This is a genomic window from Lachnospiraceae bacterium oral taxon 500, from assembly GCA_002999035.1.
Taxonomy (GTDB): Bacteria; Bacillota; Clostridia; order Lachnospirales; family Vallitaleaceae; genus W11650.
The window spans coordinates 115,240-141,333 of the sequence record CP027241.1; the positions used below are offsets into that span (position 1 = coordinate 115,240).

24 protein-coding genes, 1 tRNA gene and 2 pseudogenes are annotated in these 26,094 nt (G+C 41.2%); 11 read left to right on the forward strand and 16 right to left on the reverse strand.

Annotation, left to right across the window (positions count from 1 at the left end; genetic code table 11):
* Nucleotides 1–31: 31 nt before the first annotated feature.
* The 11 genes and pseudogenes from C3V36_00610 to C3V36_00660 all read right to left on the reverse strand — a co-directional run bounded on the left by C3V36_00610 (nucleotide 32) and on the right by C3V36_00660 (nucleotide 13,214).
* Nucleotides 32–1,891 (reverse strand): hypothetical protein, encoded by a 1,860-nt coding sequence (locus tag C3V36_00610; protein AVM67895.1) that lies wholly within the window; start codon nucleotides 1,889–1,891, stop codon nucleotides 32–34.
* 411 nt (nucleotides 1,892–2,302) lie between these two features.
* The gene (locus C3V36_00615; protein AVM70382.1) at nucleotides 2,303–2,881 is read right to left on the reverse strand and encodes a uracil-DNA glycosylase; all 579 of its coding nucleotides are present in this window, start codon (nucleotides 2,879–2,881) and stop codon (nucleotides 2,303–2,305) included.
* Between the two features lie 69 nt (nucleotides 2,882–2,950).
* Nucleotides 2,951–3,997: a low specificity L-threonine aldolase gene (locus C3V36_00620; protein AVM67896.1), complete on the reverse strand. Its 1,047-nt coding sequence runs from the start codon at nucleotides 3,995–3,997 to the stop codon at nucleotides 2,951–2,953.
* Between the two features lie 424 nt (nucleotides 3,998–4,421).
* The gene (locus C3V36_00625) at nucleotides 4,422–5,699 is read right to left on the reverse strand and encodes an exopolygalacturonase (protein ID AVM67897.1); all 1,278 of its coding nucleotides are present in this window, start codon (nucleotides 5,697–5,699) and stop codon (nucleotides 4,422–4,424) included.
* A 35-nt stretch (nucleotides 5,700–5,734) separates the two neighbouring features.
* A complete protein-coding gene (locus C3V36_00630; protein ID AVM67898.1) occupies nucleotides 5,735–6,463 on the reverse strand; it encodes a hypothetical protein in 729 nt (242 codons plus the stop codon).
* Nucleotides 6,464–6,529: 66 nt separating this feature from the next.
* Nucleotides 6,530–7,294: a hypothetical protein gene (locus C3V36_00635; protein ID AVM67899.1), complete on the reverse strand. Its 765-nt coding sequence runs from the start codon at nucleotides 7,292–7,294 to the stop codon at nucleotides 6,530–6,532.
* A complete protein-coding gene (locus C3V36_00640) occupies nucleotides 7,291–8,820 on the reverse strand; it encodes an aminobenzoyl-glutamate transporter (protein AVM67900.1) in 1,530 nt (509 codons plus the stop codon). The genes C3V36_00635 and C3V36_00640 overlap by 4 nt, the downstream gene beginning before the upstream one ends.
* Nucleotides 8,821–8,984: 164 nt before the next feature.
* A complete protein-coding gene (locus C3V36_00645; protein ID AVM70383.1) occupies nucleotides 8,985–9,434 on the reverse strand; it encodes a hypothetical protein in 450 nt (149 codons plus the stop codon).
* A gap of 71 nt (nucleotides 9,435–9,505) precedes the next feature.
* Nucleotides 9,506–10,285, reverse strand: a complete 780-nt coding sequence (locus C3V36_00650; GenBank protein ID AVM67901.1) for a DUF3100 domain-containing protein — start codon at nucleotides 10,283–10,285, stop codon at nucleotides 9,506–9,508.
* 12 nt (nucleotides 10,286–10,297) lie between these two features.
* A pseudogene (locus tag C3V36_00655) lies at nucleotides 10,298–11,719 on the reverse strand (hypothetical protein).
* Between the two features lie 10 nt (nucleotides 11,720–11,729).
* Nucleotides 11,730–13,214 (reverse strand): FdrA family protein, encoded by a 1,485-nt coding sequence (locus C3V36_00660; GenBank protein ID AVM67902.1) that lies wholly within the window; start codon nucleotides 13,212–13,214, stop codon nucleotides 11,730–11,732.
* Nucleotides 13,215–13,587: 373 nt separating this feature from the next.
* Between C3V36_00660 and C3V36_00665 the strand changes: the two genes are divergently transcribed.
* The 8 genes and pseudogenes from C3V36_00665 to C3V36_00700 all read left to right on the forward strand — a co-directional run bounded on the left by C3V36_00665 (nucleotide 13,588) and on the right by C3V36_00700 (nucleotide 20,927).
* The gene (locus C3V36_00665; GenBank protein ID AVM67903.1) at nucleotides 13,588–14,109 is read left to right on the forward strand and encodes a hypothetical protein; all 522 of its coding nucleotides are present in this window, start codon (nucleotides 13,588–13,590) and stop codon (nucleotides 14,107–14,109) included.
* A 332-nt stretch (nucleotides 14,110–14,441) separates the two neighbouring features.
* A complete protein-coding gene (locus C3V36_00670; protein ID AVM67904.1) occupies nucleotides 14,442–15,818 on the forward strand; it encodes a 23S rRNA (uracil(1939)-C(5))-methyltransferase RlmD in 1,377 nt (458 codons plus the stop codon).
* Nucleotides 15,819–15,907: 89 nt separating this feature from the next.
* Nucleotides 15,908–16,966, forward strand: coding sequence for a hypothetical protein (locus C3V36_00675; protein AVM67905.1), 1,059 nt, complete (start codon nucleotides 15,908–15,910; stop codon nucleotides 16,964–16,966).
* Between the two features lie 114 nt (nucleotides 16,967–17,080).
* On the forward strand, nucleotides 17,081–17,407 hold the full coding sequence (locus tag C3V36_00680) for a 23S rRNA methyltransferase (protein AVM70384.1): 327 nt from the start codon (nucleotides 17,081–17,083) through the stop codon (nucleotides 17,405–17,407).
* A 19-nt stretch (nucleotides 17,408–17,426) separates the two neighbouring features.
* The gene (locus C3V36_00685; GenBank protein AVM67906.1) at nucleotides 17,427–18,830 is read left to right on the forward strand and encodes an ATP-dependent DNA helicase RecG; all 1,404 of its coding nucleotides are present in this window, start codon (nucleotides 17,427–17,429) and stop codon (nucleotides 18,828–18,830) included.
* A gap of 54 nt (nucleotides 18,831–18,884) precedes the next feature.
* A pseudogene (locus C3V36_00690) lies at nucleotides 18,885–19,223 on the forward strand (hypothetical protein).
* Nucleotides 19,224–19,338: 115 nt separating this feature from the next.
* Nucleotides 19,339–20,184, forward strand: coding sequence for a DUF4300 domain-containing protein (locus C3V36_00695; GenBank protein AVM67907.1), 846 nt, complete (start codon nucleotides 19,339–19,341; stop codon nucleotides 20,182–20,184).
* 98 nt (nucleotides 20,185–20,282) lie between these two features.
* Entirely contained in the window at nucleotides 20,283–20,927 is a 645-nt protein-coding gene (locus C3V36_00700) for a hydrolase (GenBank protein AVM67908.1), read from the forward strand.
* 97 nt (nucleotides 20,928–21,024) lie between these two features.
* On the opposite strand, the gene C3V36_00705 is transcribed toward C3V36_00700, so the two are convergent.
* Nucleotides 21,025–21,097, reverse strand: a tRNA-Thr gene (locus C3V36_00705).
* A gap of 271 nt (nucleotides 21,098–21,368) precedes the next feature.
* Between C3V36_00705 and C3V36_00710 the strand changes: the two genes are divergently transcribed.
* Genes C3V36_00710 through C3V36_00720 form a run of 3 tightly spaced genes read left to right on the forward strand, consistent with a single transcriptional unit; the run spans nucleotide 21,369 to nucleotide 22,961 of the window.
* On the forward strand, nucleotides 21,369–21,911 hold the full coding sequence (locus C3V36_00710) for an RNA polymerase subunit sigma-24 (protein ID AVM67909.1): 543 nt from the start codon (nucleotides 21,369–21,371) through the stop codon (nucleotides 21,909–21,911).
* A 4-nt stretch (nucleotides 21,912–21,915) separates the two neighbouring features.
* Nucleotides 21,916–22,191 (forward strand): hypothetical protein, encoded by a 276-nt coding sequence (locus C3V36_00715; protein ID AVM67910.1) that lies wholly within the window; start codon nucleotides 21,916–21,918, stop codon nucleotides 22,189–22,191.
* A 23-nt stretch (nucleotides 22,192–22,214) separates the two neighbouring features.
* A complete protein-coding gene (locus C3V36_00720) occupies nucleotides 22,215–22,961 on the forward strand; it encodes a hypothetical protein (GenBank protein AVM67911.1) in 747 nt (248 codons plus the stop codon).
* 93 nt (nucleotides 22,962–23,054) lie between these two features.
* On the opposite strand, the gene C3V36_00725 is transcribed toward C3V36_00720, so the two are convergent.
* The 4 genes from C3V36_00725 to C3V36_00740 form a co-directional block, all read right to left on the reverse strand.
* Nucleotides 23,055–23,534, reverse strand: a complete 480-nt coding sequence (locus C3V36_00725) for a cytidine deaminase (protein AVM67912.1) — start codon at nucleotides 23,532–23,534, stop codon at nucleotides 23,055–23,057.
* A 71-nt stretch (nucleotides 23,535–23,605) separates the two neighbouring features.
* Nucleotides 23,606–24,502 carry a hypothetical protein gene (locus C3V36_00730; protein AVM67913.1) on the reverse strand — a complete coding sequence of 299 codons (897 nt, stop codon included), beginning with the start codon at nucleotides 24,500–24,502 and terminating at the stop codon, nucleotides 23,606–23,608.
* Nucleotides 24,426–24,818 carry a hypothetical protein gene (locus tag C3V36_00735; GenBank protein ID AVM67914.1) on the reverse strand — a complete coding sequence of 131 codons (393 nt, stop codon included), beginning with the start codon at nucleotides 24,816–24,818 and terminating at the stop codon, nucleotides 24,426–24,428. Before C3V36_00735 ends, C3V36_00730 begins: the two co-directional genes overlap by 77 nt.
* 68 nt (nucleotides 24,819–24,886) lie before the next feature.
* Nucleotides 24,887–26,068, reverse strand: a complete 1,182-nt coding sequence (locus C3V36_00740; protein AVM67915.1) for an NADH-dependent alcohol dehydrogenase — start codon at nucleotides 26,066–26,068, stop codon at nucleotides 24,887–24,889.
* Between the last annotated feature and the right edge of the window lie 26 nt (nucleotides 26,069–26,094).

Consider the following 26,094-nt stretch of genomic DNA (forward strand, 5'->3'; position numbering starts at 1 on the left):
AAAAGTTAAAAACATTAACTATCAAATAGTATTAACTTTTATCCACCAATTTGTCTATAAGAAAATTCCTAAGTTTATCATTTTCTACATATATCATCTGCCCATGAACTGCTCTTGTCAATAAAACAAAATATGCGCTCTTGATATACTTTTCAACATCTTTCAAGCCTTTCTTCGTTCCACTGTCATAATATTTGTCTTTATTCCCCTTTACCGAATTACTTACTTCATCAAAATATAAATCTTCTCCAATATATACTGAGGCAAAATCAACATCAAACCCCTGTATATCGTATACATTTCCCACATCCAAACTTTGTTCGTTATAGCTTCTCCACTTCTTCCCATTCATCGTCCAAAACATTTCATCTATAAATTCTTTTACTTTTTCCTTTGATTTCTTTACAGGCTTACAATATCCTGATAACCTTACAGATTTCTTATCGGGAAATTTTTCCCACTTTTCAAGAACGTATTCCTTCCATTCGTCAACTGTTTCTGCAATTTTAAGGTAATTATTTTTCCTATTTAATTCTTTAAATTCCTTGCATAGTTTTTCGAACTCTTCTGTGCATAAATTTTTAAAGCTTTCTGTTTTATCTTCTGTTTCAACACATAAAATCGCACTGATTAATTCGATAAATTTATTTGTAAATTCTTTTTCTTTCCCATGTAAAATTCTTAATTGTCCCCTCAATTCATATTTTTCACATTCCTTATATGATTCAAAAATTTTATAAATTCTATCATTATCAACATCTCTTAAACGTTGACCATCATCATAAGCAACTATCATATTTTTAGTTTTTGTGCACATAAAATGCAAAGTTGAAGGAAATTTTAATTTATCATATACTTCTTTTTCTATCGAAGAAGCTTCCTTGGGAAGTCCATTTATTTCTTTTAAAATATCTGCTTCATTCTTTGCACCCGTAGGATATATCATATTCTCCCTTAGTTTTGTTGTCCTCTGGGCTTCATCAACAATAATATAATCGTATTCAATGTCTGTCTTTGCTAATTTATTAAAAGTTACTATATCAATTTTATTTTCGGACGGATTTAATCCATAACTTGTTAATATTTGTTTAAATCTTCCCCTCTGTATGTTTCTTAAAAAAATTGCAATTTTATAATTAGGATTCTCTTGTTTTAATCTTGCAATTAGATGTAGTAATAGTATTGTTTTCCCCGTTCCAGGTGCTCCTTTAATTAAACTTACTTTAAATTCTTTTAAGCCTTTATGACCTTCTATAATTTTATTTAATATATCTTGTTGATTTTTATCAAGTTCAAAAAACGGGCTATCCATAAATAAACTGGATGTTACTTTTTTTACATCAAATTTTGCTTCTATGATTTCTTTATCCTTAAGGATAGATAGAATTGGATTAATTATTCCATCTTCAATTTCTTGCCTTAGTTCTTGAAATTTTCCTGATTCATTTCCTAAATCTCGGTTTGCCAAAAACTGACTAACATATCCATCATCTTTGTTTAAATCCACAAAATTAATTATGTTAAATTCTCTAACAAATGTTAAAATCAATGTCTTTTCAATATAATTTAAATTTTGTGCAACCTTTTTCCCATAAAACACAAAATATTCTCCATTTTTGAATCTACTAAATCTTTCGTCATAGGATTTCCCCGCCAACTTTTTGTTATGCTGCTTTGCCCGATTAAAAACATTTATCGTTTGTCCTATATAATAATATCGTCTATCATTTTCATCCTTGTTACTAACATAAATATATATAGCTGGATAATCTGATAGAGCATTTAAATCTTCTCCCGAAATACGAGGTAATATATTCTCATCTAATTCAGCATGAACATATTGAAAATCTTCGGAATCTTTTTTCCATTCCGCTTTCTCTTTTTGCATCATAACAAATCTCCCCTGCACTCTCTAAAATAAGTCATCTTATATCATCTAAAAATACTTCAACATCTTCTCTAATTTCTATGCTTAAAATAAGGATAGTTACCATAATTAAAGCTAATCCCAGTATGTAGAGCAACACTTGCACTAATATCAGGTGTGTTCCCGCTACGATCATGTTTTCCGCTCAGCGTGAGTGCATGAGAAAATCTTTCGGATTTTCTCTCCGCATCGCTGCTCATATAGCTTGCCCGTCAAAAACGCTTGGACACGCAAGCGTGCCCCGCGTTTTTGACGGGCAAGCTGCACTCACATCTTTACTGCGCAACATTATACCACGTTTTGGGGGGGATTGCTACTAAATTTTTGTTTCCGGTTCAGGCAAGCGGATGGTTATGCATGATACTGCCTAAACATCTATTTGCTTAATATTGCTCCGACTATCTTTTGCAGCTGCGGGACGACTTCTTTTTCAAACCACGGGTTCTTTGCTTGCCAGCGGAAATTAAGCGGACTGGGATGAACAATCGGAAAATATTCCGGCAAATAATCCCGGTAGTGACGGACCGTTTCTGTCAAATTACTCTGCGCTTTATTCTGCAAATAATATTTCATTGCATATTGGCCGATTAAAATCGTCAGCTTAACCTCCGGCATTTGCCTTAACAGTATCGGATGATATTCTGCGGCAATAAACGGTCGCGGCGGCAGATCGCCGCTCTTGCCCCTGCCGGGGTAATAAAAATCCATCGGCATAATAGCAATCGCCGAAGAATAAAAAGTATCCCGACTGATACCCAGCCAGCTGATCAGTTTCTCGCCGGATTTATCCTGAAACGGAATTTGCGATTCTTCTGCCTTTTTCCCCGGCGCCTGACCGATAATTAAAATCTTGGCCTGTCCGCTGATTTGAAAAATCGGCGGTATCCCCTTGACGGTGTAGACCTTATTTCTTTCGTCCTGTTCCAACTTTTTCGTAATCTGCTCTAAAGTCATTTTGCAGTTCATTCTGCCACCTCCCTTTTGATTAAAACGGCTTCTCATCCACTGATGCCGGACCTGCCCTCAGGTTCTTTTCCCTAACAGACCGGCCATTTTTTCCACATTCTGCATTGATGTCGCCCAACTGGTTGCAAAGCGAATAACCGAATGCTCCCCATCATATTTTTCCCAGAAAGAAAAATCTACCTGCAGGGCCAGTTCGCTCATCAACTCATTTTCCACAATACAAAAAATCTGATTAGTCGGCGAGTCAAAACACAGCGGAATGCCATTTGCCCGCAAGATCTCCCGCAGCCGGTTTGCAGCCGCAATCGCTGATTCACCAATTCGTTCATAGAGCCGGTCGGAAAAAAGCACATCAAACTGAATCCCCAAAAGCCAGCCTTTAGCCAGCAGAGCACCATGCTGCTTCATCATCGTGAAAAAATGCGGAATACCTCCCTCTCTGTTAATTATCACCGCTTCCCCAAACAGCGCCCCGCATTTGGTGCCGCCGATGTAAAACACATCACATAAGGCAGCGATTGCCTGCAGCGAAACGTCATTTTCCGAACAGGCCAAAGCATATGCCAGCCGCGCCCCGTCTAAATAGAGCGGAATCCGGTATTCCTGGCAAAGCCGGCTGATATCCTCCAATTCCGCTAAAGAATACAGCGTACCATATTCTGTCGGCTGCGAAAGATAGACCATACCCGGCATTACCATGTGTTCGTGATTGGGATCCGCCTGATACTCTGCCAACAGGCTGCGAATCTGCCCGGCAGAAATTTTGCCGTGATGATGCGGCAGAGTCAGCACTTTATGTCCTCCGGCTTCAATCGCTCCCGCCTCATGAATACTGATATGTCCCGTATCGGCCGCAATCACTCCCTGATAGGGCATAAGCAATGCGTCAATCACCGTTGCATTCGTTTGCGTCCCGCCGGTTAAAAAATATATTTCCGCATCCGATGCCTGACAGCAATCCCTGATCTTTTGCTTGGCCTCTTCCGTAAAATGATCCTGGCCGTACCCCGGCGTTTGGCACAAATTTGTTTCCGCCAATCTTTGCATAATTGAAGGATGTGCTCCCTCCATATAATCACTTGCAAACGATAACCGTGCTTCCATATAGCCGCCTTTCTTTATTTACTCAACTTTCCCCTGTTTGTCAGAACCGCCTTTTCGTCCTTCCGCACAGCCTTGCCTCTTCAATCCACGGATATAATTCATTGCTTTCGCCAAGAGGAAACCTGCTTCCCTTTGACTTGACCCGATTTTATCATTTTTCGCCGCTATCCGTCAATTCTTTTCTTGTATCGCTAGATTGGCCTACTCATTTCATCAGAACAGCCTTTTAATCCGGCGATTAGCAAATGCTCTTTTCGAATTTGTAAAAAAGAAAACCTCTTAAAGTAGAAAAAGATTAAATTTTTAACCGGTAAAAAGGGCTGTCATAAAATAATATAGAAATCATTTTATGACAGCCTCTTTTGCCGGTCTATTACACATAAAACGTCTGCACAGATAAATCGAGCGGCTCATCACGGACATCTCAGCCGTCTTCCTTAATTACCTTCACGCCGTCATAAATTACGCCGCGCAGTTTGTCCGCCGTAAAATCATTTTCCTTAGCCCGAATCCGCAAAGCCTCCAGTCGGAAATTGGACAGAATATACTGGCTTTCATCTGGCTGCACAGCAAAGAAAATATCACACTCACATTCGCAGTTGCGGAGCGTAATATGGTCGGCATAGGACAGCGGCCGATCCGACCGATCCTTTAAATCATAAAACTGCGTCCAGGGATTAATATTCAGGAATTCACCAACCTTGCCCGCAATATCTTCAACGCAGATATATTCATAACGCTGCGGCGTATCCGGCCGCATTTTCAGCCATAAAAGCCGCTTTGCTCCGTTAACTCTGACCCGCCGCATAATAATATTCCGATTATGCACCGATTCCGAACCGCAGGTCAAACAGCCGTGACAAAAACCATACTCACAGTCTTCGATCAGGATTCGCTCATTGGCGCCGTTTTCCGGCGCACTATCCGCCCACGGCCCTTTGCCGCCCTTTAAAACAACTGCATCGTCATTGACCTCCATATAACAGCTCTTAACCAGAACATCGGTACAGGCATCAATATCAATTGCGTCCGTACTGGGTGCTTTGACCGGCGAGGCCGGGGAAAAGATCCGGCAGTTTAAATATTTGACCCGCTCACAGCGGTAAATATGAGTTGTCCAAAAATGCGAGTTTTGCAGGTTTAGCCCGGCAATCAGCACATTGCGGCAATTGGCCAGATAAACCAGGCGCGGCCGCTGCTCATCCTTATTGGTGCATTGCGGGTTCCAACTGCGCCGCAGCCAAAAGGCCTTCCATGACCGCAGGCCGTTTCCGTCTATTGTCCCCGGCCCGCACATGGTAAAGCCGTCAAGTCCCTCGGCATTGATCAGTGCCGTAAAATAAAGACAGCTTTCGCCTTCCATTCGGGTTTCCTTTAAATCATAATCGGAAATATCGTCGCTTCCTTTCAGCGTCCCGCCGGCCGCCACATAAAGATTAACCCCCTGCCTGAAATATAAAGAACCCGTCAAATAAACGCCGGCCGGTACGACTATCACACCTCCGCCCGCTTCCGCCGCCTGCTCAATCAGTCTCTGAATTTCTCCCGTATGCAGCCGGCCATCAGCCAATATTCCATAATCCGTCAGAACATAGGGCTTACCCAGCGCCGATGGCTCCGGAATGGTTGTTTCATAAAACCATTCGTCAATCGCCGTTCCGTCGGGAAAATATTCAATTGATCGGTTGGCGTTCCCTTTCATACAATAAGTCCTCCGCTCCCCATAAAACCCGGCAGCTAAAAAATGGATTCCATTTTTTCCGACAACAGTCCCGCTTCTTCTCTTATTACCCGAACTAATTCAGATTGAAACTTCCGAATTCGTTCGCTCGGTCCGGAAATCGAAAGAACACTTACAATTTCACCCTCGTGATTCAGGACGGGAGCAGCAATAGCATATACTCCCTCTTCCTGCCGCCCATCATTAATCGCATAGCCTTTCAGCTTAATATTTTTAAAGTAATCCGTCGGATAATCCATTCCCTTGGGCAACAGCTCATTTCTTTTCGTTTCATCCATATAGGCCATAAACATTTCGCCTACCGCGCCTCGGGATAAGGGCAGAACTTCGCCCACTTTAACGGTCCGGCGCAGTGCATGCGTACTTTCTACCTTTGCGATGCATACCCTATTCGTACTCTGCTCAATGTATAAACTTGCCGTTTCATTAAATATATTCTTGATTCGTTTTAAGGAATCATTGGCAATCTCCGCCATATCATTTTTCTTAATCAAGGAATCCATAAACTTATAAATTTGAGGACCTAAAACATATTTTTTTTGGAAGTTTTTCTCCAAACATTCCATTTCTACCAGCGTCTGAATTAAGCGATTGCATGTTGTCACGGACAACCCCGTGGTCACTGCAATTTCAGTTAGCGATAAACTGATGTGGTTTTTAAAGCATTGCAGAATTTTCATGCCTCGTTCTAAAGATCTTACGTTCTCTAACGGTTTATTTTTCATAATTTTTCTCCAAAACAGGAATTGCCGGTACTATAAGACAAACTCTCCCTGATCTTTTTTACATGGCTACAAAAAGTCTTTCGACCTATCATTATTTTTTAAAATCAAACATTCATAAAAAGTTTTAATTCCCAGCAATATGTCAAGTCCTGAACTGCCTCCGTGACTTAAAAAAGGAAGTAGAACCTGGAAAGACGGTGCATTAAAAAGGTCCAGCAATATTTGCGGAAACTTCTGCTTTTCTATCGCATTATACAGTTGCGACTGACTGGCGTCTGTTGTTTTATTCAGGTTCTTCCTGATATAAGCTTTTAAAGCTGACAAAACTTCCGACTGCTGATACAACTGCACCAGCAAAAAGCCCCCCAGCAAGGCATCATCAAAAGACGGCGTTGAACCTATTCCATAACCCAAATAATTAATCGGCATTGTTTTTGCCATCAAACTTTTTATTGTCTGCCATAAAATTTCTTCTAAATTTATATCGTCATCATAAGCCAAATCCATGAACCCACAAAGTTGAAAATAAAAATTATGAAAGTTTTCCTTTTGAAAGAAAACAAAGTTTGCCTGCAAACTTGTTAACTTTTTAAACTCACACTCAAAAACTACTTCCGAATCGGTTTTCAAGTTGCTTTGCAGCACCAAAAAGTCACGCGCCCCAACTCGAATAGAATTGGGCAGCAGCCTGCGGTCTTCGCTAAGCAGAGCACACAACTCCCCGTCAATGACCCCCACGATTGAAGAACGATTCACTTCCCGCACAGAAAAAAGCAAACTATTTTTCGTCCCGAAATCCAGATCGGCTTCCAGCCCTTTTAACTTCATCATAAACCGATCGGCAGGCCGACTAACAGCCAGAGAACCATAAATATCGTCCAAACCACTAAAGCGACAAAGGCATAAGGTATCATGGTAGAAATTACCGTGCCCATTCCTGCTTTCTTATCGTACTGATGTACAATGCTCAAAACAATGCCAAAGAACGGCATTAATGGCGAAATAATATTGGTTGACGAATCACCAATTCGATATGCCAACTGTGTTAATTCCGGTTTAATATCTAGCAGCATAAACATCGGCACAAACACCGATGCCATGATACTCCATTTGGTAACGGCCGAACCAATAAACAAATTAAAAATTGCCGAAAAGAGGACAAAAAGAATTAAAATCGGAATTCCTTCCAGCCCTGTGGCTTTAAATAATTCCGCTCCCTTTACCGCCAAAACGGTCCCCAAATTGGAATATGCAAAATATGAAATAAATTGTGCCGCCACAAAAGTCAACAGCAAATAATCGCCTAAAGTGTTAATTGAAGGGATCATTTTGTCCAATAGATCTTTATCGCTGCGAATCGTTTTTGCCCCAATACCGTATGCCACGCCGATTACAAAAAACAGCAATGCAATAATAATTACAATCGAGTTAATAAACGGAGAATTATTTAAAATCGAACCCGTTTCCTGATTCCGTAAAATACCGGTCTTTGGAATCAGTAACATACAAATAAAGCCAATAAACAAAACTAATGCCACCAGTGAAAATTTTAGCCCTCTGTTTTCCTCTTTACCCACTTTTTCAAGCCTCTGAGAACTTTCCGGAATAAAGTTCTGTGACAGTCTGGGCTCTACAATCTTGTTATTTACCAATGTTCCTATTATTACCAAAAGAAAGGTTGAGGCAAACATAAAAAAGTAATTCGCCATCGGCGTCACATTATAAGTCGGATCCAAGGTATGCGCTCCGCCTGAGGACAAGTTCCCCAACAACGGATCAATGGAGCCAATCAGCAAATTCGCGCTAAATCCGGCCGACACTCCAAAAAAACCGGCCATAATACCGATTAACGGATTTTTCCCAATAGAACGGAAAATGATTGCTGCTAACGGCAACACTAAAATATAGCCGGCATCACTGGCTACATTTGACATTACTCCCATAAAAATAATCACCGGAATTAAAACTTTTTCCGATACATTGGTTAATATTTTTTTTACAAACGCGCCCAACAGTCCCGTTCCATCCGCGGCAGCAATTCCAAAAAGAGTAACCAGCACAATTCCCACGGGCGCAAACCCGGTAAAATTAACCACCGCTTTTTCAAACATAAAGCGAACCCCATCGGCACTTAACAGTGTTCTTACGGCAATTTCTTTAACCACAATTTTATTGACGCTGGGATCAAGCACATTAATTGTTACGCTTACGCCCAATCGGCTCATAACCTCCGACAGAAATATTATAAGGATTGCCAACAAAACAAATAAAGTTGTTGGTTGTGGTATTTTGTTGCCATTTTTTTCAATCCACATTAAAAATTGATTCAACTTGCTTTGTTTTTTTGATGTTTCCATAGATATCCCTCCTTTGAAGGTTATTAACCAACTTTCCGCAAGTTTTGCTTTCCCGCACCTGTTAAGCGTAACTCAGCTTCCCCGGCCGGCCATTGCAGAAAAACCGCTGCCTTAAGGCTGATGGCACTTTCATGGGAAAGCTGAGTCATTCGTTTACCAATCAGTTACTTAATTACGCCTTCCATTAATAGCGAGATTTGAGAAATAATCGCCGAAAAAATAAAGGTTCCAAAAAATACAGCCAAACTGACAATTACAATCTTCCAAGACATCTTCTTTAAAACCGGCAAATCTTTTCCCAAAGCCAGCCCCGCATATGCCAAGGTCGGTGTTCCCAGAGCGGCAAATTGAATAACTTTGGTTTTTTCTACAATCCACTCGTTACCGGGAAAAATAGGAGAAGACATAATTACTCCAATAATACCCAGCCATAAAACGGGTGAAAGCTTTTTACAATACGGTAAGCTGGCAATAAGATAGCCGATGGCCGCGATCCCGAAAATAACCAAGCAGCCTTCCAGCGACTGCCAAAAACTTAATGGCTCCAGTCCCTTTTTGACATGCGTTTGAATCAAATTTCCAATCGCGGTCAAAACCGCGGCTAAAAATATAATACCTACTCCATTTAAAAACTTTTTTGTTTCAAATACTTTTGTCTTATCAACGTTTTCCATTAAAATCCCCCCTATTTAGCTTTCCTTAGCTTGTTTAACTTTTCATACAGCCACGATGTCAACGGCAAGGTGATTAACATATTGACATAAACAGCCAGCACATTCACAATTAAGTTTGAGGTGTTCATGTAACCTGTAACTTTCTCTATCAAAGCAGTGTCCGTATAAGCGGAAGAAATAACTTCCAAAGCAGCCGTTGACATACTCATACTGCTGTTGCCCGCTGCCAACCCCAGTGCCAAGGGATGAAAAATATTCATATTGACAATCACCGAGGTAAAAATACTGGTCCAAAGCGCACCCAGTACGGTTCCCACAATAAAAACTCCCATGACGCCATGACCTTCTTCCGAGTTTAGACCGTATTTTTCAGCAACAATTGCCACCTGCGGCTCCCGACCCAAGGAATATGTTGCACCCACCGACTCGCGCTTTAATCCCAGCAGCATAGCCACCGGTAAACCTAATAGAAATGTTCCCGACAAATGCCCCGCCGCCTGCAGCATTACAGTGCCTTTAGCAGCCATAATCGCGCCCAGCTGCGGTCCCACGCCCAAGCCTACTTTCACAAGCAGGATTGCCAACGCAATCGGGAAAATGGTACTTGCATGGTCCATATCTTGACCTGATAAAACCTTTAATTTAGGCCAACTTAAAATACCGCCCATAACCGTCGCATAGAGAATTGGCATCAGTACCAGAATTCCGATTCTGCGAATGCCAATTAACTCACTGATAATTACAATTACAAGAGTTAGTATATGAATTTTGTAGTTTTTTAATGCTTCCATAAAATCACCTCTCTATTTATGATCGACTAAATATTGGGCAGCCTGCTCAAAGCATTCCATCGGCGCTTTAACCAATCCGGCCCCTACCTGCCCCACACCCGGGTCTTTATGGGCAATTCCGGTTGTAATTATCGGCGCTATTCCCTTTTTTAAGACCTTAACGATATCAATTCCTGTCGGTGAACCTTTGAAATCAAGGTTTGGGATTTTTAGAAATGTGCTTTCCGTTGTAGTTATTTCATACATTTCATTCGTAATTCTTACGCCGTCCGCATAAGTTCCGCCGATGAACTGAACAATTGCCGGTGCGGCAGCCAGCGAAAACCCGCCCAGACCAAAAGTTTCTGTAATACAGCTGTCACCGATATCACCCGCTGCGTCCTTTTCCGTAAATCCCGGAAAATACAGACCCTCCGGCACATTCACCGGTGCGACAAACCATTGGTCTTTGATACCGCTTAATTTAATGCCGAAATCCGTTCCGTTTCTGGCCATAACCGCAACAATCGTACTGCCTTTTACATCACTGTTCATAATCGCATCCGAAATTGTTTTCATGGTCGCCATAACCAGATTCACATTAAACATATCAATATTTTCAATGTGCTCGCATACTTTAAAAACATCTTCCTTATTGTACGACGATAATACCAGATACTTTGCTAATTCATTTAAAAATAACGAAGTAGATGCCTTATTGCGGTTGTGATTATCGTCGCCCATTTGCAAAGCTTGGGTTACTATCGACCGAATGTCAATCCCACCGGACCGTTCAATCGCTTCTTTTAAAATGGGGTACATAACATCCTTAATCCAATGCAGCCTCTTGATTACATTTTCGCCGTATGCTCCAAATCTTAACGCCTTTCCCGCACCTTCATTGATATTGGAAAAAGCGACATTGCCATATGTCTTGTTTTTAACAATGAAGACCGGGTAATTGGAAGTAATAATCCCGGCCATCGGACCGACAGTCTGATGATCATGATTGGGTGCGAACTCAATCTTTCCGCTTTCAATTAAGCGAACGGCCTCTTCTTCATCGGCTGCTTTCCCTTCATAAATCAGTGCACCGATCACGGCCCCTTTCATCGGTCCGCACATTCTGTCCCAAGTAATTGGCGGACCGGCATGAAGCACCAGATTTTCATGCATTCCCGGAATTACATCTTTGGCCAGCCCCATGCCCACGATTTCGACTTCCGAGCTATTGATTATTTCAATAACTTTTTCATTGGCTTCTTTCCTTTTCATTGATTAGTCCTCCTCGTCGTCTTCTAATAATGCCTTTAATAAACTTTGAGCTTTCTCACTAATCATCGGAGCCTTCCACGCAACATGAACTGCGTCTACTTTTTGCTCCGTCAGGTCGTCATAAAATACTTCCAGCCCTACGTTAACTACATGTAAGCTTGATTTGAAAATATCACTCATTTTCCCTACCTCATTTCTTTAATAGTCTTTTGGCCTGTGTGAGCATATCGATATTACTTTCAAAAACTATTACCCCCGCCTCTTCCAATTCTTTTTTTACTTTATTATAATCCTGCGGGTCTTTATAGGTTCCGCAAATACAGGCCAAAACCAGCGCCTCGACTTTCTCCGCCGCTTGACTTAACAGCTTAATCACGGTTGACTGCGGCTCTTTATTTGAACCGTATCCCAATACGAAGTCAAGCAAAATAAGGGTACTCTTCTTTTGGGCCAGCGCCATTTTAAATAATTCATTTCGGAAAGAAGGGTCAATCATCGGATGCGCACGTCCCTGTGTAAAGCGGTCATCACCCAAATCCAAAACCAAATCATCAGCTAATGCTTCAATTTCTTCTTCCAATAAATTATCTTTCAAATTAGACTTCAAGCCAGGTATCACGCTTTTCAGTTCATAATACGCTTCATAAGCCAAAGTTCCGCCTGTATATAACCCAATGACATTTTCCGGATAAAAGTTTTTAACCTCCGGCACAGTTTCCGGTTTATCCTCATAAGTAATACCGGATGCTTTCACCGCGGCAATTGCCGCTTCCTTTAAACTACAGGAAAACTTGATTTTATCACTTGAGACTCCGCTGCCGCCAATAAAGTTAATAATAAGGGGTTTAGAGATATTTTTATTTATATACTCCAAGATATCTTCGACAATTTCCGGAGCCGGCGGCTTGGAAATCAGAGTAATCACCCGGGTTTTATCATCATCCTGCAAAAGCTTTAATGCGTATTTGGTCATAATCCCTTTTACGTCTTTGGATAAATCCCGGCCGCCCGTACCAATGACTTGCGAAAGACCGCCGCCGAACTTGTCAATCAGCGTCATTACTTCTTGGCATCCCGTCCCTGAGGCAGCAACAATTCCAATGTTTCCCGGCGTTACTACATTAGAAAAGCAAATCGGAACGCCGTTAATATGCGCCGTCCCGCAATCCGGCCCCATCAGCAGCAAGTCTTTTTTGACCGCCATTTCTTTCAGCCGGATCTCATCCTGCACACTCACGTTATCACTAAAGAGCATGACATTCAGACCTTCCTTCAGCGCGTTTTGAACTTCAGCCGCCGCATACTCGCCGGGAACCGAAATAATACAAAAGTTTGAAGCCGGATAGTTTTTAACCGCTGTTTCAATCGAAAGCGGTTTTAAAGCAGTATCGCCATCGCTTGCCACACTCTTATTTAATTCACCATCAATTACTTCCAGCGCTTTTTGAATTGTCGCCTCCGAGTCTGCTTTAAGCCCAATAATTAAATCTGTTTTAGAAGCGCACGCCGCCTCGTCGGTTAACAGTCCGTTCCGCTTCAGTGTATCTTTATTTAAATCTGTGCCCATTACTACCGCTACACTTGAAACTCCGTCAACTTCCGCTACTTTGTTGGTAACCAACATGAGTTTAACGGAGTCATAATACAATCCTTTTTTAATAGTTGTTTGAATCATATTCCTCTCCTCGGTATTATAATTTTTAGTAACGCAGTTTAAACCACTATTTCAGCTGTACATAATAATCCTTTTTCCGCCAAGCGGTATCTTGTGTTTAAATGATACTCTAAATTTTTATTTTTGTCAATATTTTATATAGAATTTTTTCAACTTTTTTAATATATTTGTCTATTTTTGATTAAGTATATCGCTTTCTTTTTTCTCGTTTTTCCGTTAGACGAAATTGCTTTTATTCTCTAATCTAATTTAAGCCCCCTTATATGACTTCCCATTCTTCCCCAAACTTCTTACTTGATTCCTTATCAAAATAATGATATAATAAAAAAAGTATCAGAAATATAAGTATTAAGGACGCTATAGGAGGTAAGATATGAAACTGTTAGATCGTGTTTTAGGAAATAGCAATGATTATAATCTTGAATATTTAAATGAACTTTTAGCCAGAATTGCACCGAAGGAAAAAGAAATCATCGTCAAGCAAAAAAAGAATTACGGCTGGGCAATCGCACTGGGTGCAGTGGCGGTTACGGCTGCTGCCGGTTATGCCTGCTATAAGCTTTTTATCGAGAAAAAAGATAAATATGATGATTTTGAGGATTTTGATGATTTCGAAGACGACTTTGATTTTGACGATGATGAGTTGGAAGCTTATTTAGCCGAAAAAAGAGAAGAAGCCGGCGAAAAAGTCGAAGGAATCAAAGATACCGTCAAGACTAAGGCGGAAGAAGTCAAAGATGCTGCCAAAACTAAGACGGAAGAAGTCAAAGATACCGTCAAAACTAAGACGGAAGAAGTCAAAGATGCCGTCAAAGAAAAAGCCGAAGAAGTCAAAGACAAGGCGGAGGCCGTTGCCGATAAGGTAAAAGAAGCCGCTCAGGAGTTGAAAAAGTAAAGACTGAAAAGCTGCCAAAAAAGCGCGGCTGCGATTCGTTTGCATAAGCAGATCGGCGCCGAACATAAAGAGGCTGTTGCATAATGAAAGATTTTTCCGGGATATGGTTGTGTTCAAAACTCTCCTATCTTTTGCGTTAAAAATCTTGACATGCGGCAGCTTTTTTTGAGAAAATTACCGGCAGCATCAAAATACTGTCCAGTCAGCTAAATATCATCTTGTGTTGAAAGTTCTGCCCTATCAACCCGAAAAGCCCATTGAACAGTCAGACTCTTCCCGCCAGTGGCTGAACAAAGAAACCTAAAACCTTAAAGAAAGTACGAGAAACAAACATGAAAAAAGGCGAAGAATTTACCGGCTTAGTTTTACGGGCCGATTTTCCCAATAAAGGACGGGTTCAGACCGACGAAGGTATCGTTACGGTCAAAAACGCCATCCCCGGCCAAGTCATTCGAGGCAGAATCCAAAAAAAGAAAAGCGGTGCCTATGAAGGCATTTGGCTGGAAACACTGCAGCCGGCTGCCGAGGAAAGGCCGGCTCTCTGCCCCGTTTTCGGGCAATGCGGCGGCTGCACTTATCAGCTTCTGCCCTACTCCCTGCAATTAGCCCAGAAAACGGAACAAGTCCGGCTGCTTTTGACGTCCGTGAACGCCGAAGCACTTTTAACCGAAATCGTTCCCAGTCCGTCCGAACTGACTTACCGCAATAAAATGGAATACTCCTTCGGCAACGAATATCTGGACGGCGAATTGACCCTGGGACTGCATAAAAGAGGCAGCAGTTATGATATTACGCCGGCAGCCGAGTGCGTCTTGGTGCCGGAGGATTTTAACCGAATTGTCCGGCTGACGCAGGATTTTTTCCGGCAAAAAGGCTGCTCTTTTTATCATATCCGCCGCCGAACCGGATTTTTGCGTTATTTGATCCTGCGGCACGGTCAGGCAACCGGCGAACTGATGATCAATCTGGTAACTAGCTCGCAATGCGAACCGGTATCGACCGCCAGCCTGCTGCAGGAATGGCAAAAGGAGCTTGAGCGCTTAGCGCCGCAGCTGGATAATCGAATTGTCTCAGTTTTACATACGCTGTCTGACAGCCCATCTGACGCAGTTAAGCCGGAGCAGGTCACACTGCTTTGCGGCCGTGAGTATTATGAGGAAATGCTTTTGGGGCTACGTTTTAAGGTTTCGCCCTTCTCTTTTTTTCAAACCAATACAGGGGGCGCCGAACGGCTTTATCAGACCGTAACCGAATGGCTTGGCTCAGTCAGCGGCAAAACTATTTTCGACCTTTATTCGGGTACCGGCACAATTACCCAAATTGTTTCCCAGGTAGCAAAACAGGCCATCGGCGTGGAAATTGTGGAAGAGGCGGTTGCAGCCGCCAGAGAAAATGCCGAACGCAACGGTTTGACCAATTGCCGTTTTATTGCCGGCGATGTGCTGAAAGTCATTGACGACCTGACTGAACGGCCGGATATTTTGGTGCTGGATCCGCCCCGGGACGGCATTCATCCCAAGGCATTGCCGAAAATTATCGGCTTCGGCGCAGAAAAAATCATTTACATCAGCTGCAAGCCGACCTCTTTGGTCAGAGATTTGGCGATTTTTCAGGAACATGGCTACCAGATGGAAAAGATTAAATGTGTTGATATGTTCCCGCAGACAGGGCATGTGGAGACCGTTTGCTTGCTATCAAGAAAACCTTGATTTTATTCAGCTGCGGGGGAATTTCGGAAATTTCGCGGGTGCAGATCCCGCCCTCTGCAATAGCAGTATAAAGCAGAAAGGAGGACACAATGAATAAATTTGAAATTCGAAAACTGAGTAGTGATAAAACTATGGACGACTATGACGTTTTTATTGATGGAAAAGTATTTTCACAGATATTAAACGAACAGAAAAAAGTTTCACTTCCAGAAAATAATCTGGAAACATTTGATGATTTGTGTTTTGCCTGGTCAAAAGGTTTAGATTTCTGGGGTGATGTAAGATTTGTATGGAATCTTATAAATCGAAAGAAGGCTATTGTACCAATTTTGATGTGTCCTGATGATTTGGATTTTTCTTGTGTTGTTCTTGTGGTTGAGGTTGAAAAAACAGAAAATACTATTATTTGGAAAAGAGCAGGATATGTATGTGAGGAAGATTACAACTTAGATGAAGAAAAGCAGAAAGGCATACTATATACTGAACATTATTCGGATAGAGATTGGGAAAAATATGGCGATAATATAGCTCTGGCAAAAGTTGATAGTGATGAGTGGCTACAGTGGATTGTCGAAAACTGGGATGAAGAAGTATTCCGAAGATTAATGAATTATACACTGCCGAAGTATGAAATAGCTGGAAATATAATATGGTTTGCTGATTTAGAATTTGTATTTGATTCATATCAATATGAAATGGTAATAGATGAATATTGGAAACGTCAGACCTTGTTAGAACTTAATTGCTATACAGATAGAACAATGACATTTACAGATTGTGTGAAAATGATTAAGAAATTAACTCGCGATGGAGAAGAAAAATATGAGGAACATTTAAAAGATTATAGGGAGGTTCTTCTTCATGTATATGCCAGTGATGAAGTGGGTAGCCGATTGTTTGAGCTTTTGCAGAAAAACGAAGATGTATTATTAATTGAAATCTATTGTAAAGTGATTGAGTTGATGTGGAAGTATGGAACGGATGAAGTAGTTAATGTGGTAGATGTGACACTTCTTGAACGATTGTCAGACGATGTTACTGTTTGGAATCGACTAGGTGAGCATATTTCTGTAGAGTTTAAGGAATATATAAATAATGATTTGCTTAGATCGAATGTTGCAATGTGTGGGGTTCTACCAATGAAATAACTAATAGTAACATTGGTTAGAACAAAACTACCTTTTTTACCCCCTAAACCAAGGGGGTAAAAAATTAAAATGGTCCAAAGACGTGCGCGAATGTTAATGCGAATTAAAGTTTCAATGCATGTGGAGACAATTGTGTTGCTTTCCAAACTGAACTCAAAGAATCATATCAGTGTAGAACTTCCTATGGATGATATGGACTTAACAAGTGCTGAAAGTAAGGCAACATATAAACAAATTCAAAACTATGTTTTGGAAAAGTTTGGGTTTAAGGTGTCAACACTTTATATTGCACAGGTGAAGAGAAAATATGGTTTAGATGTTAGGGAACACTATAATATTTCAAAGAACGAGAATCAAAAAGTTCCACAGTGCTCAATTGAAAAGGAAGAAGCTATTTTTGATGCTTTGAAATATTATAAGATGATCAAAGACGATTTTTAGTAAATATGGGAGGGTAGATATGAATTCTAAAGAAATAAAGAACCTCATTCAAAATGGAGAAAAAATAGATGTCGAATTTAAAGAATCTAAGAATGCTCTGACCAAAGATGTCTTTGATACAGTATGTTCTTTTAATAATAGAAATGGAGGACATATTTTACTTGGTGTAAATGACAAAAGGGAGATTGTTGGTGTTAGTGAAGATAAAGTAGATAAAGTGATTAAGGAATTTACTACTGCTATCAACAATCCGCAAAAAATGTATCCGCCACTTTATTTGCTGCCGGAAACCTTTGAAATTGAGGGAAAACAAGTTATTTATATAAGAGTCCCTGAAGGTTATCAGGTGTGCAGACACAATGGAAGAATTTGGGACAGGTCTTATGAAGGAGACATCAATATCACAGATCATTCAGAGCTTGTATATAAGCTATATGCAAGAAAACAAGGAAGCTATTTTGTTAATAAGGTATATCCGAATCTTGATATTGATTTTCTTGATGCTTCTGTTATTGATAAAGCTAAGAAAATGACTGTCTCCCGAAATAAAAATCATGTTTGGGAGAATATGAGTAATGAGGAGCTTCTTAGAAGTGCAAATCTTATTCTGACAGATCCTGAAACAAAGCGTGAAGGCATTACATTGGCTGCCATTCTTTTATTTGGAAAAGACAACTCTATTATGTCTGTTCTTCCGCAACACAAAACCGATGCAATATTCAGAGTTGAAAACAAGGATAGATATGACGATAGAGATGTTGTCATAACAAATCTGATTGATAGCTATGACAGACTTATAGAGTTTGGGCAGAAACATTTGAATGATTTATTTGTTTTAGATGGAATTGTAAATGTCAATGCAAGAGATAGGATTCTTAGAGAGATAGTTTCCAATACACTGGCTCATAGAGATTATTCAAGTGGATTTCCTGCAAAAATGATTATTGATGATGAAAAGATTACGGTTGAAAATAGTAATTTGGCTCATGGGATGGGAGCTTTAGATTTACAAAAGTTTGAACCGTTTCCTAAGAATCCTGCTATATCTAAAGTATTCAGAGAAATAGGTCTTGCGGATGAACTTGGCTCTGGAATGCGAAATACCTACAAGTACACACAGCTTTATTCAGGACAAAACCCGTTATTTGAAGAAGGAGATATATTCAGAACGATTATTCCTTTGAAGAAAATAGCCACGCAAAAAGTTGGTGGAGAGAATGTCCCTCGAAATGTCCCTCGAATGTCTCCCGAAGAATTGAAGAGTAAAATTGTTGAGATGATAAAAAAGGACAGTAAGGTTAGCCGTAAATTTATGGCTATGATATTAGGAGTTAGTGAAAAAACCATTACAAGATATATAAAAGAAATTCCTAATATTCAGTATGTTGGGAAAGGAAAAAATGGTCATTGGAAAGCGGATTAAAGTTGATGAGCGGAGAATTGGAGGTATGAAAAATTGAAAACTTATTATGATTTTATGTCAGAAATAAAGGCTGATGAATTATATGATAGGCTTGTTTCTTATGGAATGTTTTCAGAGAAGTTACCTCCTATATTCACAGGTGATTTGTTTTTAAACTATCGTAAAAATATTCGTAAGCAAACATTTTCAGATAAATGGAGAGGATACATTAACTATGAAAGCATGAGAAATACCAATATTCCAAGAAATATTGGTATCCCTACTCCAATGGGACATGAACTGTTATGCAAAACATTGATGGAGCATTGGAATGAATTAACGGAATATTTTAGGGAAAAAACAAAAGGACAACCAAGAATAATTAGCCGTATTCATATTAGAAAAATGCAGGAGACAGTATGTTTGATGTCAAAAGTTTGATCACCAATTTCCCTATAAAGAAAAATTGAAATTACCGGGCCAACTGGTATAAAACTTTTTATTTCGAAAACCAAGCAAGGAGAAAAAAATGAAAACATATAATAAAATAATCGGATTATTTATTTGTGCCGCATTAATCTTTGGCGTGACAGCATGTAATAATTCACAGAAAAGTTCAAAAGTAAGTCAGGAGGCACCAAGCTACTCCAATTTAGAAAGCAAAAACAGTGTTGAGGAAGTTAAAACTTTGTTGTCAGCTTATTTGGATAAAGACAGCGTAGACAACTTTATCCGGCAAGTAAACGAATATAATGAAATTGCCGGTGCGGCGGGCTTGCAAGGTGATTTCACAGAATTGGTAGCGCCGCAATACGATATCGACAAAATCAGTACCCTGTGGCGTGAAAAGAAGGGAGATTTCATTGGAACAAATTGCAGAATCAATAGCTATATATTGTTGAAAAAGAACATTAAAATCCCCCAACTTGACATAGATGATACTCTTTTATTCTTGGATAATGACGCTATTGACAAAGGCAAATTATTTGATACCGGCGAAAAGAAACTGTTTCAAACTTTATTCTCACGAGTAAAGACCGAAGCAACACAGGATATCAAAATACATGCCGAGAATATGGAAAAATACTTTGAAAATATTCAGTTTAATGAAAATGCAAGAATGCTCTCGGTCATAATCCACGATAATCTTGACGGCGATTATCTCTTTGTCGGTCATGTCGGCGTTTTGGTTCCCAATAAAGACGGCTTTTTGTTTGTCGAAAAACTTAGCTTTGAAGAACCTTATCAGGCAATAAAGTTTGCAGCCAAAGAAGAGTGTTATAAGTATTTACAGGACAAATATGCGGACTACACCGGCGAGGGTTTGGCAAAGCCCTTTATTATGGATAATAATAAAAAGGTTGACGTTAAATAATATCCCTCTTTCTCACATGGAAACAAGTTCCAACTTTCCCATATAGCTATGCCTGCAATTTTCTATACGGAAAAATTATACTTTTAGGAGGCAATAACATGAAGGTAATTGATTTAACCCATATCATTAAGGAAAATATGCCGGTTTACCCGGGAACGGACACGCCCAAGTTTCTTCCGGCCAGCAGCTATGAAAAAGACGGTTTCAAGGAAACACTGCTGCAAATGTATACCCATACCGGAACACATATGGATCCGCCGGCACATCTTTTTGCCGGCAGAACCACCTTGGATCAGTTTCCGATTGAGCAGTTTATCGGGAAGGCACTGGTTATAGACTGCCGTGATTTAAAAGAAGGCGACAGCATCACCATCGATTATATCCAGCGCTATGGAGAAAAGGCCCATCAGGCTGACTTTCTTCTGTTTAATCTGGGCTGGGATAAGCGCTGGGGAAGTGATGAATATTTTGGCGATTATCCCTGCCTCGATGAAGAAGTTCTGGATTTTGTGATGCAAGGAAACTATAAGGGAATCGGCTTTGATGTCATCGGACTGGACCCGATTGCCGACGAAAATCTGCCTCGCCACAAAAAACTATTTAAAGATTGTGATATCATAAATATCGAAAATCTGAAAGACCTTGACCTGTGCGGAAACGATTTATTCTGGTTCAGTTGCTTTCCGCTAAGGCTTGATAACTGCGACGGGTCACCAATCAGGGCCGTTGCCTGGTTTGAGTAAATGACGGGCGGCGATAGACCCACGGCGGCTGTTCGCTCCGATTTTTGACCAAAGCAAAAGGAGACAACCTTGACGGAATGTCTCCTTTTCTTCTTTAAGCTAGCGACGGGAATCGAACCCGTGACCTCAACACTACCAATGTTGCGCGCTACCGACTGTGCCACGCCAGCTGACTGCGACCGGCCTTTCGGCTGACCACTTTTTTTATTATACTAAAAAGTCTTAGGTTTGGCAAGTGTTTTTTTTATTTTTTTGAAATTTTCGCCTTAACATTTTCACTTTGCCTTCACAAAAATACATTTACAAGCTGTTTCCATCGGACTAAAATATAACTTATGCTTTTCCTCTGCAAAATTGTTTTTATTTTTGTCACAAATCCTGACCTTTTTTTTGTTATAAGGGTACAGTCGACTGATAGAGAAAAAAAAGAAAGGAGTTCGTATGATACCCAAAGACATTGGACATCGCTTTAAATACGGCAGTGAGCCGGAACTGGGAGAAGTCATTGAGCTCTTTGCCGATAAATTGCTCCGTTATGCCAATACAATCCTTTGTGATTATCAGGATGCTGAAAATGTAGTTCAAGACACTTTTCTATCCGCCTTTGAAAATCGTGCCTCTTTTGACGGAAGCAATCTTTCTGCATGGCTTTATAAAATAACCTATCACAAAAGTATCAATCAGCTCAGAAAAAGAAAGTTGCTTTGGTTTCGTGAAATCAGCTTAAACGAAACCATTACCACAAAAGGGATTGCAGCAAACGAAACAGAGTATGATGAATTCAGTTCCCAAACATTTAAAGCTTTAAAAAAATTAACCCCCAAAGAAAGAGCCTTACTTCATGCAAGAATTATAGAAAATCAAAGTTATCAGGAACTTTCCTATACCACCGGTGATTCAGAAAGTGCTCTACGCAAGCGCTATGAAAGAGCCAAAAACAAAATGATTACCTACTTAAATCAAGAATTTCCACGAAAGGAGTAAAATCATGAATTATCTTGACCATGATGAAAAAAATATCAAAGACAGATTAAACCGCTTACCTGTTCATTCGGACTATTTTAAAGAAAAATTGAAAGAGAAACTTACCGGCGAGCCAAAACAAATAAATGAATATCGCTATAAACGCAAAAAAACCTTCGTCGCTTTATTCGCTCTGTTTTTCGTTCTTGGCAGTACCGCTATCGCCGCCAAATTGGGTACCTTTGCTTGGCTAATGGAAACGATTCATCCAAACCCGGTGAAATCCCGCTGCAATCCTTAAAACTGTCAGAAAATGAGCCGATTTTGACAAGCCCCCAACACATCCTTTCCAGTACATGGAACGAAGAAGAACCTCTTAAACTATGGGCACTCCCTTTCGGAAATCCGATAAAATTAAATGATGAGCGAGAAGATATTAAACTTTGCAATATCGGTATCATTGACGGCAAACTGCATTTACAAACCGTATCCCCTTTCAACGAAGAATTCGGTAGTAAATACCATTCTTTCGATATGGTAGATCAACAGGGCAATAAAATAGAAGATGATTACTCCTTTTCTTTTATCAGGGATGCAAGCGGAAACATTGTGAACCTAAGCCAAGCCAATGCCCTCAATACCGGCGTTTATCGACATAAAGAATATGTATTTTCCGTTGATACCGACAAACTTTCTTCTTATAAAATCCTCTATTCTTTTGATGTTATCAGCGGTATCGAAGGAAACTGGTGGATTTCCGCCAATTTGAGTGACAGCACAAAACAAATGAGAAGCTTAATTTGTAGTGATGAAATTGAAGGACATATTTTTAAAAATCTTTTGATTAGCCCTCTGGGAATAGAAGCACATGGCAGCTGCCCAAAAGAGAACTGCATAGCAGATGAAATGAAACTTTCCCTTGAAACTTCTTCCGGATATATTTCCACCCTTTTCGGCGGCGGAAGTTGGGAAAACCAAGAATTTCACGCCCACTGGAATGTAGAAAAACCAATCAATGTGGATGAGATTATCGCCATTCATATCAATGAGCATCGCATCCCGCTTCGCTAACATATTCAATCCTCTATCATAAGAACCTATTCCCCCAGCTTTTATCATAAAAGTTGGGGGAATAGGTTCTTATGAACAAAACCCAGCCCGGTCTTATACTTCAAGCGTCAAGACCTTGCCGGTCCTTGGCAGCGCATGATAGCAAACCCCGACCATATCCATCATCTTTTTGGCCGCAATCACCGAATCGGTATCGGCGTACTTATCATCCTGATAAAACACTTCCTTGATTCCGGCCTGAATGATAGCTTTGGTACATTCGTTGCAGGGAAATAAAGTCGTGTACAGCTTGGCTCCGTTTAGACTAATCCCGGAATGATTGAGGATAGCATTTAACTCCGCGTGGCAAACATAATAATACTTGGTATGCAGCGCATCGCCTTCGTACTCCCACGGCATGTCGTCATCCTTAACTCCCGTCGGCATACCGTTATAACCCACGGAAAGAATCTTATTGTCGGGGCTGACGATACAGGTTCCGACCTGCGTCCGGTTATCCTTGCTGCGCATGGAGGATAAAATAGCAATCCCCATAAAATATTCATCCCAAGAAATATAATCCTGTCGTTTCAAGATAGCTCCTTCTTTCCTAAACTCCCGGCCTTGGCCACTGGCTCACCCTTGCACCAAATCCTCCACAAACATTAACGTTTTAAGGTAACAACATTGGTGCCGTTATAATTAACTTCATACTCCGCAATCTGAATGGTGGCCGTTCCTGATGGAGTTTCATCAAAAATAGGCGTGGCCGGAATTTCATAAATAATAAAGTCAGCTGAGTGAATGTTTTGCTTGGTTCGGGGGAGACTAACTGCCGACGCCTCATCCGGCGTAAAATAATAAAACTTGCCGCTGCTGTCCCGCCGGTAATTTCCGGTTAAAGTATTTTCACCGGTAAAACGCAAACCGGTTTCATTTTTTTCGACCAAAGTCATCCCGTAAAAACGACTGCCAACCTTAGCCTTAGCCGGATTAAACGGATTTTCCAAATAAACCGGCGGCTCCTTGGCATCTATCTTTTGAATAATCGTATCTTTTTCCTGCACTAAAATGGTAATTTCCGTTTCTGCTACATGCCAGCCGGCCACCCAGCCCGTTTTTTCCGGCTGATATTCGATTTGATACCAAGTCCGGCGCATCGAATCCAGTGCCGTATCCAGCACTGTAAACTTGGCCTCTTTCGGCACCCGAAATAAAAAATTACCGTCCTCATCCGGTTCCGTCCGAACATTCAGTCCTTCTGACAGCACGCTGATATAAGACACGCTGACGACCCGATCCTCAAACTTCGGCGCTTCCGGAACTACTGTTTCTACCTGTTCCTGCTTTAAACTGTCTTTAATCTGTTCCTTTGCATTATCCAGCGCGCCGCAGGCACTGAATAAAATCAGGCAGCAGACTGCCACAAACAATCGCTTCTTCAAATTGTCCTCCTCATTCTGACGCTGCAACTGCAAGCCTTGCTCAACTGTTTCGTCTGGATTGCCAAATATTTTGCACGGATTTCTTTTTAATAAAACTTTTAATGATATGCTCGCTATGCCTGGACATCTCGGTAAACTGAGCCGCTATTTCATAAAGCCCCGGCTCGGTATTCCGGCTCCGCAAAATCTTGACCTTGGTATCAATAATATGCCCTTCTACCCTCATTCTAAAGTTCATGCCCAAGCCGATCATTAATTCCTGACGGCTCCAAAACTTAATGCCGCCCTCGGAAATATCTTCAAACCGAACCGGAATTGGAAACTCTATCTCAATCCCTTTTACCTGCCGATCCATTGAAACAATAATGCCGATCACGTCATCATTCATTTCCACAGTCACTCTTTCCTGACCTCTGATTCGATCCCCTATCATCCTGCTCTCCTTATATTATCACACCATAATCGCAGCAAAAACAACACCTACTTTGCTTTGGCACCCTATTAGCCTAATCTGTTTCTTTCCAATGTCAGTGCATAAATCTCGCGAACATTTTCCCGTGTCAGCTTAACATAATTTCCCCGCAAAACAACCTTTTCCGTCAAAACAGCAATGTCTTCCTCCCGGCCGCCCAATTCTTCCAGGGTAGTCGGCAGGCCCAATTCCTGCAAATATTCCAAAAACAGTTGAATTCCCGCCAGTGCTGCCGCTTTTAAATCTTCTCCGTCAAACTCCGCTCCCCAAACATTGATTGCCAGCTCGGCCAACGCCGTAATATCACTGTTATGCTCCAGTGCATACCGCATCCACGCCGGAAAAACAACCGCCAGCGTTGCGCCATGCGCCGAACCGTAAAGGGACGAAAGCTCGTGCCCCAAGCTATGCGAACCCCAGTCCTGCTGCCGGCCGACTCCCAAAATATTGCTGTGCGCCATTGCGCCCGCCCACATCAGATTGGCTCTGGCACCGTAATCTCTGGGGCGCTGCAAAAGAATCCGCGCATTGAAAATAATCGACGACAGCACCGCTTCGCACATCCCGCTGGTCAAATCCACATCTTCGGTGTCGGTAAAATACCGCTCCAAAACATGCGACATCATATCCATCACCCCGTAAAAGGTTTGATCCGGCGGAACCGTTGCGGTCAGCATCGGATTTAAAATAGAAAATACCGGCCGGATAATATCAGCGTGGCTGCCTCGTTTTTCCATCGTTGCTTTTTTGGTAATCACCGAACTATCCGAAGCTTCGCTGCCGGAAGCTGCCAGCGTCAGAATCGTCCCCAGCGGCAGAGCCTGCTTAATAACCGCTTTTTTCGAGTAAAAGTCCCAAAAATCGCCGTCATACACCGCCCCGGCCGCAATGGCTTTCGCCGTGTCAATTACCGAGCCGCCGCCCATCGCCAGAATAAAGTCAACGCCATAGTCCCTGACTTTAGCAATCCCTGTATAGACCAGATCATCTTTCGGGTTCGGCTCCACTCCCCCCAACTCAATATATGGAAGCTTTCCTTCTTCTAAGTAGCGCTTGACTCTGGCCAGCAGTCCCGACCGCAACGCCGAGTTGCCGCCGTAGAGCAAAAGCACTTTTGTCGCGCCGTACTCCCTGACCAGGGAAACCGCTTTCTTTTCTGTATCTTTACCAAAAATAAACTTTGTCGGCGAATAGAAAATAAAATTATCCATGCCTTCCGCCTTTCTTTTGCCTTCAG